Raw genomic sequence first — 13,599 nt, forward strand, 5'->3', positions numbered from 1 at the left:
GACGGATGCCCGAGGCGTACCTCGTGGGTGGCGTGCGCACGCCGGTCGGCCGCTACGGCGGGGCCCTCGCATCCGTGCGGCCCGACGACCTCGCGGCCCTCGTCGTGGGCGAGGCCGTGCGGCGCGCGGGCATCGACGGCTCGGCGGTCGACGAGGTCATCCTCGGCGCCGCGAACCAGGCGGGCGAGGACAACCGCAACGTCGCGCGCATGGCCGTGCTGCTCGCGGGGCTGCCCGACGACGTGCCCGGCATCACCGTCAACCGCCTGTGCGCCTCCGGCATGTCGGCCATCCAGCTCGCGTCGCAGGCGATCCGCGCCGGCGACGCCGACCTCGTCGTCGCGGGCGGCGTCGAGTCGATGACCCGCGCGCCGTGGGTGCAGGCGAAGCCCGAGCGGGCATGGGCGAAGCCCGGCGACGCGTTCGACACGTCGATCGGCTGGCGCTTCACGAACCCGCGGCTCGCAGCGCGGGACAAGGCCGTCTTCACGATGCCCGAGACGGCCGAGGAGGTCGCGCGCGTCGACGGCATCACGCGTGCGGACGCGGATGCGTTCGCCGTGCGCTCGCACGAGCGGGCGATCGCCGCGATCGACGCCAGCCGGTTCGCCGACGAGATCGTGGCGGTGCCGACGAAGGCGGGCGACGTGTCGGTCGACGAGGGTCCGCGCCGCGACACGTCGGTCGAGACGCTCGCGGGACTGCGCCCCGTCGTCGCGGGCGGCTCGGTCGTGACGGCGGGCAACGCGTCGTCGCTCAACGACGGCGCCTCGGCGATCGTCGTCGCGAGCGCCGAGGCCATCGAGCGCTACGGGCTCACGCCGCGCGCCCGCATCGTCTCGGCCGTGAGCGCCGCGCTCGAGCCCGAGATCATGGGCCTCGGCCCCGTGCCCGCCACCAGGAAGGCGCTCGAGCGCGCCGGGCTGACGATCGGCGACATCGGCGCCGTCGAGCTCAACGAGGCGTTCGCGTCGCAGGGCCTCGCGTGCATCCGTCGTCTGGGGCTCGACGAGTCGATCGTGAACGCCGACGGCGGTGCGATCGCGCTCGGGCATCCCCTCGGCTCGTCGGGCTGCCGCATCGTCGTGACGCTGCTCGGCCGCATGGAGCGCGAGGGCGTCGACCGCGGCCTCGCCACGATGTGCGTCGGCGTCGGCCAGGGCACGGCGATGATCCTGGAGCGGGTGCGATGACCGCCGGCGCCCTGCGCGTCGAGCGCCACGACGCCTACGTGCTCGCGACCCTCGACCGGCCCGAGCGGCGCAACGCCATCGACCAGGCCACGATCGACGACCTGCACGCGCTGTGCGCCGAGCTCGAGGCGAGCCCTGCGCCGCTCGTCCTCGCCGGCGCCGGCGGCGTCTTCGCGGGCGGCGCCGACATCGCGCAGCTGCGCGACCGGCGCGCCGACGACGCGCTGCGCGGCATCAACGCCACCGCGTTCGCGCGCGTGCACGCGCTGCCCATGCCGGTCATCGCGGCGCTCGAGGGCTTCGCGCTCGGCGGCGGCGCCGAGCTGGCCTTCGCCGCCGACATCCGCTTCGCCTCCCCCACGCTGCGGCTCGGCAACCCCGAGCCCGGCCTCGGCATCCTGGCCGCCGCGGGCGCGACGTGGCGCCTGCCCGAGATCGCAGGCCACGGCGTCGCCGCCGACCTGCTGCTCACCGCGCGCATCGTGGATGCCGACGAGGCGCTGCGGCTCGGCATCGTGTCGCGCGTCGTCGACGACCCGCTCGCCGAGGCCATCGCGGCCGCCGAGCAGATCGCGAGCCTCGACGCGCTCGCGATCCAGGCCACGAAGCGCGCCCTCGCGGCGCCGCGCGCCGAGCATCCCCGCATCGACTGCGAGGAGCAGGCCGTGCTGTTCGAGAGCCCCGAGAAGGAGCGACGGATGACCGAGTTCCTCGAGCGGAAGGCGCGGCGATGAGCCGGGTCCCCGCGCGCGTCGGCGTGCTCGGCGGCGGACGCATGGGAGCGGGCATCGCGCACGCGTTCGTGCTCGCCGGCGCCGAGGTCACGGTCGTCGAGCGCGATGCGGATGCGGCTGCCGGCGCCCGCGAGCGCGTGGAGCAGGCGATCGACGGCTCGCTCGCGCGCGGCCTCGACGCCGACCGCGGCGCGCTCGCCGCCGCGCTGACGACCGCGACCGACGCAGCCGCGTTCGCAGGCTGCGGCCTCGTGATCGAGGCCGTGCCCGAGGATCCGACGCTCAAGGCGGCGGCCCTCGCCCGCGCCGAGGCGGCGATCGACGAGTCTGCCGTGCTCGCCACGAACACGTCGTCGATCGGCATCGCCTCGCTCGCCGAGCCCCTCGCGCGTCCGCACCGCTTCGTGGGTCTGCACTTCTTCAACCCCGTGCCCGCGTCGCGTCTCGTCGAGGTCGTCGTCGGCGACGCGACCGACGCCGACGTCGTGACCGCAGCCCAGGCCTGGGTCGAGGCGCTCGGCAAGGCCGCGGTCACGGTGCGCGACTCCCCCGGGTTCGCCTCCAGCCGCCTCGGCGTCATGCTGGGCCTCGAGGCCATCCGCATGCTCGAGGAGGGCGTCGCGTCGGCCGCCGACATCGATGCCGCCATGGAGCTGGGCTACCGCCACCCCATGGGCCCGCTGCAGACGACCGACGTCGTCGGGCTCGACGTGCGCCTCGGCATCGCCGAGCAGCTCGAGGCCGAGCTCGGCCCGCGCTTCGCGCCGCCCGCGCTGCTGCGGCGGATGGTCGCCGAGGGGCGACTGGGCCGCAAGAGCGGCAGCGGCTTCTACGACTACGACTGACGGCCGCTCGCGGCCGAGGACCACTGGAAGGACGACGATGACCGAGGTGCTGCCCAGCTACGTGGCCGACGCATGGTGGACGCCCGCAGACGCGAGCGACGCCACCGTCGTGCGCGACGCATCCACCGGCGAGGTCGTGACGCACGTCTCGAGCGCCGGCATCGACCTCGCGGGTGCGCTCGAGCACGCCCGAACCGTCGGCCAGGCGAGCCTGGCGCCGCTCACGTTCCACCAGCGCGCCATGCTGCTGAAGCAGATGGCGCTCGCGCTCACCGAGCGCAAGGACGAGCTGTACGCGCTCTCGGCGCGCACGGGCGCGACGAAGGCCGACACGTGGGTCGACGTCGACGGCGGCATCGGCGTGCTCTTCACCTACTCGTCGAAGGGGCGTCGCGAGATGCCGCAGTCGACCGTCTACCTCGACGGCCCCGTCGAGCCGCTGTCGAAGGACGGCTCGTTCCTCGGCCGTCACATCGCCACGACGCTGCCGGGCGTCGCCGTGCAGGTCAACGCGTTCAACTTCCCCGTGTGGGGCTCGCTCGAGAAGCTCGCACCCGCGTTCCTCGCCGGCATGCCCACCGTCGTCAAGCCCGCGACGCCCACGGGCTACGTCGCGGAGCACATGGTGCGGATCCTCGTCGAGTCGGGCCTGCTGCCCGCGGGCACGGTGCAGCTCGTGTCGGGCTCGGCGCGCGACCTCATGGACCACCTGCGCCTGGGCGACCTCGTGGGCTTCACGGGCTCCGCATCCACGGCGGAGCGCCTCCGCTCGCATGCGACCGTGCAGACCGGCGGCGTGCGCTTCACGAGCGAGACCGACTCGATCAACGCGTCGGTGCTGGGGCCGGATGCGACGCCCGAGACACCCGAGTTCGCCGCCTACGTGCGCGGCCTCGTCGCCGAGATGACCGCGAAGGCCGGTCAGAAGTGCACCGCCATCCGTCGCGCGATCGTGCCGGCGGCGCAGGTGGATGCGGTCGTCGCCGCCGTGCGCGAGCGCATCGCCGACAAGGTCGTCGTGGGCGACCCGCGCGCCGAGGGCGTGACGATGGGCGCGCTCGCCTCGACCGAGCAGCGCGACGAGGTGCTGCGACAGGTCGCCCGGCTCGTGGCTGCGGGCGGCGAGCTCGTGATCGGCGGGATCGACGCCCCCGAGGTGCGGCTCGCCGACGGCTCGACGGGACCGGCGCCCGACGGTGCGTTCGCCTCCCCGATGCTGCTGCGCTTCGCCGACGCCGAGGCGGATGCGCTGCACGAGGTCGAGGCGTTCGGCCCGGTCTCGTCGATCGTCGGCTACGCCGACGCCGACGACGCCGCCCGGCTCGTCGCCCGCGGTGGCGGCTCGCTCGTGACGAGCGTCGCGAGCCACGACCCCGCGTTCGTCTCGACGCTCACGCGCCGCATCGCATCCTCGAACGGCCGCGTGCTGCTGCTGGACCGCGACGACGCCCGCGCCTCGACCGGTCACGGATCGCCGCTGCCGATGCTGCTGCACGGCGGCCCCGGCCGCGCGGGTGGCGGCGAGGAGCTCGGCGGCATCCGCGCCGTGCTGCACCACATGCAGCGCACGGCCATCCAGGGATCCCCCGCCATGCTCACGGCGCTCACGGGCGTGTGGCACGCGGGCGCTCCGGCGACGTCGGGCGGCACGCATCCGTTCCGCAAGTCGCTCGCCGAGCTGCGCATCGGCGATCAGGTCGTCTCGCCGTCCCGCGAGGTGACGCTCGACGACATCGAGACGTTCGCGGCGTTCACGGGCGACACGTTCTACGCGCACATGGATCAGGCCTCGGCCGAGGCGAACCCGTTCTTCCCCGGCCGCGTCGCGCACGGCTACCTGCTGGTGTCGTTCGCCGCCGGCCTCTTCGTCGAGCCGGCGCCGGGCCCGGTGCTCGCGAACACGGGCCTCGAGCACCTGCGCTTCGTGACGCCCGTCTCGCCGGGCGACTCCATCCGCGTCGAGCTGACGGCGAAGCAGATCACGCCGCGCGAGACCGACGAGTACGGCGAGGTGCGGTGGGATGCGCGCCTGCTGAACCAGCACGACGAGGTCGTGGCGCAGTACGACGTGCTGACGTACGTGCAGAAGGAGCAGGGCTCGGAGGTCGTGGCGGCCTGAGCCCACGACGACGCCGGGCGACGCCGGCCCGGGTCGTGCTCAGCGCGTCGGCGGCGCCCCGAGCGCCTGCTGGATGCGCTCGAGCGCCTTCGCCGCGTAGCCCTGCCACATGCGGGCGATGATGGGGGCGGCGACGCGGCCCAGCACGTTGCGGGGGCGCAGCCGCCATCGCCACGTCACGCGCGTGCCGCCGGCGACGGGCGCGAACGTCCACTCGCCCAGCACGCCCGTGAACAGCGCCGCGAACGGGCCCGTGAGGTCGCTCATCGCGTAGGTCGTGGCGCCCGGTGCGTCGACGGTGCGCACGGTCTCGACCATCGTGCCGCCGTCGGCGAGCACGATGCGACGCGACTGCCCCACCTCGCTGCCCCAGCGTCCCGTGCCGGTCAGGGTGACCGTGTCGTCGATCGCGGGCAGCAGCAGGTGCCCACGGTCGAAGAACCCCGTGAGGCGATCGCCGAGCACGCGGTCGAACGCCACGTCGATGGGTGCGGCGACCTCGATCGAGCGCTCCATCAGCGGTGGATCCGTCGGCGCCAGTCGTCGGGCACGCGGCCCTCGGGACCCGGCGAGGGCTGCGACTCGGGGCGCGCGGTGGGCGGAGCGAGCTCGAGGCCGTCGACCGACTCCTCGGGATCGAAGCTCCAGCCCCAGTCCTCGCCCGGCTCGAACGACTGCATCACGCGGTGGCCCGTGGCATTCCAGTGCGCCGTCGCGTGCTGGCCGGGCGACGAGTCGCAGCAGCCCACGTGGCCGCACGCGGCGCAGCGGCGCAGATGCACCCACCAGCCGCCGACGTCGTCGCACTCCGCGCAGCCGGTGCCGCTCGGCGGCACCGCCGCATCCACGTCTCCTGCATGCAGCTCGGCCATGTCGTGAGCGTACGCCCGTGCGGCCGAGCGGCGGCAGACGCGCGCGAACGACGACGCCCCGGACACGAGGTCCGGGGCGCCGCGATGCGATGCGAGGCGTCAGCCCTCGACGGGCGTCTCCGCCTCCGGCTCGGGCGACTCGACGACCTCGGTCGGGGCCTCGGCCGGGACCTCGGTCACGGGTGCCGCCGCCGGCACCTCGCTCGCGATGGGGGCCTGCAGCGACTCCTCGGCAGCGTCGGCACCGCTCGAGACCAGGCCGCCGCGTGCACTGAAGCCCGCGTCGAGACCGACGGGCGGGAAGAGGAACTCGACGTCCGTCTCCAGCGGCACGATGGCGGTCTCGGTCGCGCAGCCGGGACCGGGCTCGTACGACGCGATGACGTTCAGCCCCGTGATGTCGATGCTCGGCGGGAATCCGCCGAGCGGATTGGCGTAGGAGCCAGGGAACGGCGCGGTGAGGGCGGCGAGCTGGGCCTGGTACTGCGCCTCGATGTCCTCGTCCACGCCGAAGAAGCGCAGTCGGTACTCCCCGGCCTCGAAGTCGAAGGTGAGCTCGGTCGGGTACGAGACCGTCACGATCCCGGTCGCGAGCTGCTCGTCCGTCTCGCCGTCGTACACGCCGAACTCCTGGCTCTCGGTGTAGCCCGACCCGTCGAGCGAGTACGTGAGCGTGCCGGCGTCCTGCGCCGCCTGCAGGCTCGGCACGAGCGCCGCGTCGTCGGCGTCGTCCGGGACGATCGGCAGGGTGTCGACGGGGCCGCCGAAGATGTCGACCTCGAGCGTGCCCTGCGTGGCGGCGGGGAGCGCGACGGGCCACGGGGCGCGCACGCTGGGCGTGAGGTCGTAGGTCCACGAGGTCACGGCGCCGGCGAGGATGGCGTAGCCAGGCGCCGCTGCGGCCGTGACGGTGACGGAGGAGCCCGTGCGGGTCTGCGAGTAGACGACGCCCGTGGTCGTGGGGACCTGCAGCGACGGCTCGGCGGCGCACTGCACCGTCGTCGTCGGGATGCCGGGCGTCACCACGATCGCGGCAGCAGCGGGCGCCGGGGTCTGACGTGCGGGCGCGGTCGCGCACTGCGACGAGCCCGTGTCGGCCTGCGCCGATGGGGCGCCGCCGATGCCGGCCACGACGAGCGCGCCCACGATGGCGAGGGCACCCAAGCCGGTCAGCACGCTGCGACGCGCGCGGCCGCTCAGCGCCAGGGCGACGCCGGCCGCGATGACGAGGGCGGCGATGGCCACGAGGAGCAGCCAGTGCTCACCCGCGCCCGTCTGCGGGAGGACGCACAGTTCCATGGAGGCTCCATCGTCGATGTCTGGCTCGGCATCGAGCAGACGGCTCGACCTGTGGTGATCCTATGGATCGTCGAGCAAGCGCGCCAGAGGGAATCGAAGCATCCTCACCGTCGTCCCCCGGGACTCAGCACCCGAGGGGCAGGGCAGACGGGAGCTGCACCCATCCATGCCCAGCGACGCGGCGTCGCTGGGCACGGCGCGGCACGACGCCCCGGATGCTCGGGGCATCCGGGGCGTCGGCGTCGTGGCGAGCGGCTAGCGCTCGTCGGCGGGAGGCGTCGGCTCGACGACCTCCTCGTCCGAGGCCGGTGCTGCGTCGGCCTCGGACGGGGCTGCGGGCTCCTCGGTCGCGGGGGCCTCCGAGGCGGGGGCCTCGGATGCAGGCGCCTCGGATGCGGGAGCAGCCTCGGGCTGCGTGTCGAGCACGTCGTCGAGCCCCTGCAGGAGCGCGTCGGGCGCGAGGCGCGGCGCGTCGCCCGGGATCGGCTGCTGCGGCAGCACGAGCTCGATCGGCACGACGGCGGAGACGGTCTCGCAGCCCGCGCCCGGCGAGTACGACGCGAGGATGCGCAGACCCGGGTACGTGAAGGGCAGACCGTCCTCCGCCGGCACGACGAACGCGTCCGGGTACTGCGCCTCGATGGCCTCGATCTGCTCGGTCAGCTGCTCGAACAGCTCGTCGCCCGGGTTCCCGTCGAAGTCCAACAGGTAGTCGCCCCGCTCGAAGTCGTAGGAGAGCGTCGAGGGCACGGGCACCGATGCCACGGGACGCGCGAGCTCGTCACCGGTCTCGCGGTCGACGACGAGGAACTCGACGGCGAGCGCGAACTGCGATCCATCGAGCGAGTACGCGAGCAGGCCGGCGTCGGCGGCCTGCTGCAGCGCGGGCACGAGCGCGGCGTCGACGGGCGTCAGGTAGGAGCCGCCGTCGGGGGCTGCCTCGGTCGGCGTCGCCTGGGTCGAGACGGGAAGGTCGACGGGCCAGGGCGCGGCGGTCGTCGCCGTCATGTCGAACGACCACGTCGTCGTGGCACCAGCGGCGAACGCGTAGCCCGCGGCGGGCACGGCCGTGACCGTGAGGGTCGTGCCGGTGCGCGCCTGCGTGTACGAGACGCCCTGCGTCGACGGGATCTGCACCGTCGGCTCGGCCGCGCACTGCGCCGTGGCCGTCGGGATGCCGGGGGCGACGAGGGTCGCAGCGGACACCTCGTCACCCACCGGCGCCGGTGTCGTGACGCAGCTCGCCGAGCCTGCGTCGGCCTGCGCGGGAGCCGCGCCGCCGATGCCGCCGGCGACGAGCGCGCCGATGATCGCCAGCGCGCCCAGGCCAGTGAGCACGCTCCTGCGCGCCCGACCGCTCACCGCGAGGGCGATGCCGGCTGCGATGAGCACGGCGGCGACGACGCCGATGAGCAGCCAGTGCTCGGCGGCGCCGGTCTGCGGGAGGACGCACAGATCCATGGGGTTCCGTTCTCGATGTCAGTGACGGCATCGAGCGCGGAGCCCGACCTGCGTCGACCCTATGGATCGCGGCGAGCGTTCGCCACGAATCTCCGAGGGATCCTCACAGATGTCCCCCCGGCATCGCGAGACGCGACGGGAGACGGCCGACACGAGATGCGGGCGGCGCCCGCATCCCGTGCCCGGCTCAGCGACGCGCGAGGCGCGTGGCAGCGCCGAGCGCGACGAGCACGGCCCCGACGATCAGGACGAGCAGCAGCGGCTCCGCACCGGTGCGCGGCAGGGTCGTCGCGCTCGCCGCGGCGGCCTGCGACGGTGCGGGCTGCGCGGCGGCAGGCTGCGCCGCGACGGGCGTCGGCGCGGCGGCGGGCTGCTCGGACGCGGCCGGCGTACCGACCTCGGTCGGCGTCTCGGTCGTCGGCAGCTCGCCCTCCTGCGGCTCGCCGCCGGTCGTCGGCACCTCCGTGGCGGGAGGCTGCTCGGTGGGCGGCTCCTCGGACGGCGCGGGATCCGTCGGCGGGTCGACGGCCGGCACGTCGACGCCAGGCTCGCTCGGCGTCGGCTGCGACGGCGTGGGGTCCGACGGCGTCGGGTCGCTCGGCGTGGGGTCGCTCGGCGTCGGGTCCGACGGCGTCGGGTCGCTCGGCGTCGGGTCCGACGGCGTCGGGTCGCTCGGCGTCGGGTCGCTCGGGGGCGTGGACGCGGGCGGCGTCGCCATGGGGCACGCGCGCGCCGCGAACGTCCAGCTGCGACCGGTGTCGGTCGTGATGACGTACTGGCCGTCGACCGGAGCGATGCGGGTGCCGTCGGCATCCGTGTGGATGCCGCTGCCCGCCGGGAGGAGGTACGAGACGCCGTTGATCGTGTACGTCACGTCGACCGTCGAGGCGGAGTTGTCGAGCACGAACGCCGCGTCGCACGCGCCGACGTAGTCCTGGATCTGCGGAGCGACGACGCACGAGCGGGCCGCGAAGGTCCAGGTGCGACCCGTGTCGGTCGTGATGACGTACTGGCCGTCGACCGGAGCGATGCGGGTGCCGTCGGCATCCGTGTGGATGCCGCTGCCCGCCGGGACGAGGTACGAGACGCCGTTGATCGTGTACGTCACGTCGACGGTCGAGCTGCTGTTGTCGAGCACGAAGGCCGCATCGCATGCGCCGACGTAGTCCTGGATCTCGGGGTGGACGACGACGGGCTCGGAGGGAGCGGGGTCGGACGGCGTCGGGTTCGACGGCGTCGGCTCAGACGGCGTCGGGTTCGACGGCGTCGGCTCAGAGGGCGTCGGGATCGACGGCGTGGGCTCGCTCGGCGTCGGCTCCTGGGTCACGGGCGCGGCCGTGCAGATCGGGTCCTGCCCGCCCTCGCCGAAGTGCTCGTTGAATCCGTCGACCTGCACCCAGATCACGCAGTAGCCGTCGGCGGGCAGCTGCTGCTGCGCACCGCTGAAGGGGTAGTACGACTGGCCGATGTAGGCGCCGCCGGGCTGGTTGTTGTTGGGGTCGAAGTGACGCGTGACCTGCATGGGCGTCCAGTCGGCGCCGCGGGCACGGTAGGTCTCGCCGGGCGTGTACTGCGACAGGGGGATGACCTGCGCGTTGACGTGGCCGTTGGCGTGGAAGGTCTGACCGGCGGGCAGGGTGACGCCCGAGGCGGACACCGTGTACGGAGTCGGCGAGTCGGAGCCGCCGGCCATGGCGGGCGCGGCGACGACCAGGGTCGTGATCGGCAGCAGCAGTGCTCCGGCGACCGCGATGGCCAGTGCGAGTCGGCGCGTTCGGGCGCGCAGGGTGGGACGAGGCATGGGGGCTCTTCTCGGGGATGCGCTCGTTCCGGAGCGCGGCGGGCATGAGGTCGCGAGCGTCGCGTGGGTCATGCGGCCACGAACGAGACTCCTACGAATTCGAAGAAGACCTCGCTGATAGTTGAGGAATGCACGAGAACGCTAACCCGAGACATGCTCATTGCGCAGCGTTTGGAGGATTGCTCAATCCGTCGTACCCCGAACGATCGGCGACGGGATCCGAAGGCGAATCACCTCATGCGCGACGGGATCCGCACACTTCCCAGCGTTCATCCAGGAAGGACGCAGGCGGTCAGCGCGCTCGGATCCCGTCGAGCGCGATCGCGAGCAGGTCGTCGGCGAGCCGGCTCGCGTCCTCGAGACCGCCCGGCCGGTACCACTCGACGATCGAGTTCACCATGCCGAACAGCAGCCGCTCGACGATGCGGGCGTCGACGTCGGCGCGCACGGCACCGGCATCCTGCGCCTCGCGCACGAGCGCCTGCATCGCGCGGTCGAACGCGCGTCGGCGACGCACCGCATCGCGCTCGACATCGGTGTTGCCGCGCACACGCAGCAGCAGCGTGACCTCCGACAGCCGATCCACGAGCACGTGCACCGCGCCCCGCAGCACGTGCGCGAGCCGGTCCTCTGCAGGACCACCCAGCGCCTCCGACTCGACGACCACGGCCTCGAGCCCGCCGAGCGCCTGGTCGAGCGCAGCGGCGAGCAGCGCCTCCTTCGACGCGAAGTGGTGGTAGATCGCCGACTTCGACAGCCCGAGCCGCTCGGCGAGCATCGCGATCGAGGTCGCGTCGTAGCCGTGCTCGATGAACGCCGCGACGGCGACGGCGAGGATGCCCGCTCGGTCGTACCCGGGGCGTCCCCTGCGCTGCTCGACCTCGGTCATCCCTCCATCTTCGCGGATGCGCTGCGCCGGACGGTCCTGGTCGGCGTGCGTTTCGCAGGCGATCCCGGGTGCTGAGGGAGCATTCCCCGCAGGACCCGGAATCGCCTGCGAGACGCGACGGTCGGCGACCGGATGCAACCGTGGCGCACGTCGGCGGTCGGTGCCATGCTCGGCGCATGGCCATCGACGAGGGGCTCGTCGCCCGCATCCGCCCCCTGCTCGAGCCGCACGAGCCGGTCGACGAACGGCGCATGTTCGGCGGCCTCGCCTTCCTCGTGCACGGCCACATGACCGTGTGCGTCACGAGCCGCCGCAGCCTCATGGTGCGAGTGCGCGAGGAGGATCGGGATGCGCTGCTCGCGCTCGACGGCGCGGGCGAGATGGTGATGCGCGGCAGCGCGACGAAGACGTGGGTGCTCGTGTCAGGCCCCGTGCTCGACGACGACGCCGCGCTCGCCGAGTGGGTCGAGCGCGGCGTCGAGACGATCGAGGACCTGCCGCCGAAGGCGTGAGCGGGTCAGCCCGCGTGCGGCACGATGACGGCACGCGCGTCGAGCGTGCCCTCCTCGAGCCTGCGGTACGCCTCGGGGGCGTCCTCGAGCGAGAAGCGCTCGACGTCGGGCACGATCTGCCCGCGCTGGTACATCGCGACGACCTCGTGCAGGTCGGCGATCGATCCCCAGTACGTGTTGGTGATCACGGCCTCGTAGGGGTTCGCGAAGAACGACCACGACACCTCGCCGCCCGCGATGCCCACGACCGAGAGGCGGCCGCCGCGCGCGAGCACGGCCTGGCCGAGCTGGATCGTGGGGGTCGCCCCGACGAGGTCGAAGACCGCATCCACGCCCGTGCCGCCCGTCGCCTCGCGCAGCTGCGCCGCCTGGTCGCCGGATGCGTCGATGGCGATCGCGCCGCGCGCGACGGCGCGGTCGACGGCATCCTGCTTGCGATCGGTGACGTAGACCGTCGCGCCCGTGAGCGCCGTGAGGATCTGCACGGCGATCTGGCCGAGGCCGCCGAGCCCGATGACGAGGGCCGTCGAGCCGCCCTTCGCAAGCACCGGCAGCGCGAGGGAGATCGCGTGGTACGGCGTGAGCGCAGCGTCGGCGAGCGGTGCGGCGGCGACGGGATCGGCGTCGCCGAGCGGCACGAGGTTGCGTGCCGGCACCGTCACGTACTCGGCCATGCCGCCGTCGCGACCGAGCCCCGTCGCGAGGTACGGCATCTCTGCGACGCGCTCGCAGTACGTGTCCTGGCCCTTCGAGCACGGCACGCAGCGGCCGCAGCCGATGGGCCCGTAGACGAGGAACGCCTCGCCGAGCGCGATGCCCGTCACGCCCTCGCCCAGCTCCTCGACCCAGCCGGAGGTCTCATGACCGAGCGTGAACGGCGGCGCCATGCCCTTCGGCGCCGTCGCCGCCTCGAAGTCGTCGTACGCCGCGACGTCCGAGTGGCACGCACCCGCTCCCGCGACCTTGAGCAGCACCTCGCCGGGACCGGGGGTCGGCCGCTCCACGTCCTGCAGGGTGGGCTTCGTCTTCCAGTCGGTGAATCGCAGCGCGCGCACGGGTGTGCCTCCAGGGTCGTCGATGGGCCACCCGCCAGGCTACGCCCGCTCGCGATCAGGCGCGCTGCCGCGGCCGCAGCGTCGACAGGCCGCCGTCGACGCCGAGCACCTGCCCGGTGATCCAGGCGTTCGCGGGGTCGAGGAGGAAGAGGACGGCGCGCGCGACGTCGTCGGGCGTGCCGAGGCGCCCGAGCGCATGCATGGCCTCCGACGCCGACCGGCTCGCCTCCGAGCTCGTGAGCGATGCGGTGAGGCTCGTCTCGACGAGCCCCGGCGCCACGGCATTGATCCGCAGTCCGTGGTTCGCGTAGGTCGCCGCCGACGAGTGCAGCAGACCGATGACGCCCGCCTTCGCCGCGGCGATCGCATCGTGGTTCGGCAGCCCCGCCATGACGGCCGCCGACGAGACGAGCACGACGGATCCGCCCGTGCGCATGTGGCGCCCCGCGGCGCGCACCGTCGCGAACGACGTCGTGAGCGACGCGGCGATCACCTCGTCGTACGCCTCGCGGGACGTGAGGTGCGCGGGCTTCAGCAGCAGCGAGCCTGCGAAGCACGCGATGCCGTCGAACGGCCCGCGCTCGGCGACCACCTCGTCGACGGCGTCGAAGTCCGTCGCGTCGAGCACCACGTCCGCGCCCGCATCCTCGCGCCGAGCGGTCGTGACGACCTCATGACCGCCGTCGCGCAGCAGCGCGACCGCGGCCGAGCCGATGTCGCTGGAGGACGCGATGACGAGGAAGCGAGCCATGCGCCGAGCGTGGCACGCACGGTGCAGGCCGGCGCGGGCTTGACGCGCGGCTCGCAGCGCATCCGGCC

The 13,599-nt window shown here is 73.7% G+C and carries 13 protein-coding genes; 5 read left to right on the top strand and 8 right to left on the bottom strand.

Annotated elements, in window-relative coordinates:
• The first annotated feature begins 5 nt into the window (after window positions 1–5).
• Genes FS793_RS09485 through paaZ form a run of 4 tightly spaced genes read left to right on the top strand, consistent with a single transcriptional unit; the run spans window position 6 to window position 4,891 of the window.
• Window positions 6–1,193, top strand: a complete 1,188-nt coding sequence (locus FS793_RS09485) for a thiolase family protein (protein WP_144720242.1) — start codon at window positions 6–8, stop codon at window positions 1,191–1,193.
• On the top strand, window positions 1,190–1,927 hold the full coding sequence (locus tag FS793_RS09490) for an enoyl-CoA hydratase/isomerase family protein (protein ID WP_144720243.1): 738 nt from the start codon (window positions 1,190–1,192) through the stop codon (window positions 1,925–1,927). Before FS793_RS09485 ends, FS793_RS09490 begins: the two co-directional genes overlap by 4 nt.
• Complete coding sequence (locus tag FS793_RS09495; RefSeq protein ID WP_144720244.1) at window positions 1,924–2,772, top strand: 3-hydroxyacyl-CoA dehydrogenase family protein; 849 nt, start codon at window positions 1,924–1,926, stop codon at window positions 2,770–2,772. Before FS793_RS09490 ends, FS793_RS09495 begins: the two co-directional genes overlap by 4 nt.
• 37 nt (window positions 2,773–2,809) lie before the next feature.
• Entirely contained in the window at window positions 2,810–4,891 is a 2,082-nt protein-coding gene (gene paaZ, locus FS793_RS09500; protein WP_144720245.1) for a phenylacetic acid degradation bifunctional protein PaaZ, read from the top strand.
• 39 nt (window positions 4,892–4,930) lie between these two features.
• On the opposite strand, the gene FS793_RS09505 is transcribed toward paaZ, so the two are convergent.
• From FS793_RS09505 to FS793_RS09530, 6 genes are all read right to left on the bottom strand, one after another.
• Window positions 4,931–5,407 (bottom strand): SRPBCC family protein, encoded by a 477-nt coding sequence (locus tag FS793_RS09505; protein WP_144720246.1) that lies wholly within the window; start codon window positions 5,405–5,407, stop codon window positions 4,931–4,933.
• Window positions 5,407–5,763 (bottom strand): UBP-type zinc finger domain-containing protein, encoded by a 357-nt coding sequence (locus tag FS793_RS09510; protein WP_144720247.1) that lies wholly within the window; start codon window positions 5,761–5,763, stop codon window positions 5,407–5,409. The genes FS793_RS09505 and FS793_RS09510 overlap by 1 nt, the downstream gene beginning before the upstream one ends.
• A gap of 99 nt (window positions 5,764–5,862) precedes the next feature.
• Window positions 5,863–7,062 carry an LPXTG cell wall anchor domain-containing protein gene (locus tag FS793_RS09515; protein ID WP_144720248.1) on the bottom strand — a complete coding sequence of 400 codons (1,200 nt, stop codon included), beginning with the start codon at window positions 7,060–7,062 and terminating at the stop codon, window positions 5,863–5,865.
• A 255-nt stretch (window positions 7,063–7,317) separates the two neighbouring features.
• Window positions 7,318–8,523 (bottom strand): hypothetical protein, encoded by a 1,206-nt coding sequence (locus FS793_RS09520; protein WP_144720249.1) that lies wholly within the window; start codon window positions 8,521–8,523, stop codon window positions 7,318–7,320.
• 187 nt (window positions 8,524–8,710) lie between these two features.
• Window positions 8,711–10,324, bottom strand: coding sequence for a hypothetical protein (locus FS793_RS16225; RefSeq protein WP_186329428.1), 1,614 nt, complete (start codon window positions 10,322–10,324; stop codon window positions 8,711–8,713).
• Between the two features lie 292 nt (window positions 10,325–10,616).
• Window positions 10,617–11,213, bottom strand: coding sequence for a TetR/AcrR family transcriptional regulator (locus FS793_RS09530; RefSeq protein ID WP_144720251.1), 597 nt, complete (start codon window positions 11,211–11,213; stop codon window positions 10,617–10,619).
• A 176-nt stretch (window positions 11,214–11,389) separates the two neighbouring features.
• Between FS793_RS09530 and FS793_RS09535 the strand changes: the two genes are divergently transcribed.
• Window positions 11,390–11,725 (top strand): TfoX/Sxy family protein, encoded by a 336-nt coding sequence (locus FS793_RS09535; protein WP_144720252.1) that lies wholly within the window; start codon window positions 11,390–11,392, stop codon window positions 11,723–11,725.
• 5 nt (window positions 11,726–11,730) lie between these two features.
• On the opposite strand, the gene FS793_RS09540 is transcribed toward FS793_RS09535, so the two are convergent.
• Together FS793_RS09540 and FS793_RS09545 are read right to left on the bottom strand one after the other, a co-directional pair.
• On the bottom strand, window positions 11,731–12,780 hold the full coding sequence (locus FS793_RS09540; RefSeq protein ID WP_144720253.1) for an NAD(P)-dependent alcohol dehydrogenase: 1,050 nt from the start codon (window positions 12,778–12,780) through the stop codon (window positions 11,731–11,733).
• 55 nt (window positions 12,781–12,835) lie between these two features.
• Window positions 12,836–13,531, bottom strand: coding sequence for an SDR family NAD(P)-dependent oxidoreductase (locus tag FS793_RS09545; RefSeq protein ID WP_144720254.1), 696 nt, complete (start codon window positions 13,529–13,531; stop codon window positions 12,836–12,838).
• Window positions 13,532–13,599 lie beyond the last annotated feature (68 nt).

Source organism: Agrococcus jejuensis (genome assembly GCF_007679035.1).
GTDB lineage: Bacteria > Actinomycetota > Actinomycetes > Actinomycetales > Microbacteriaceae > Agrococcus > Agrococcus jejuensis_A.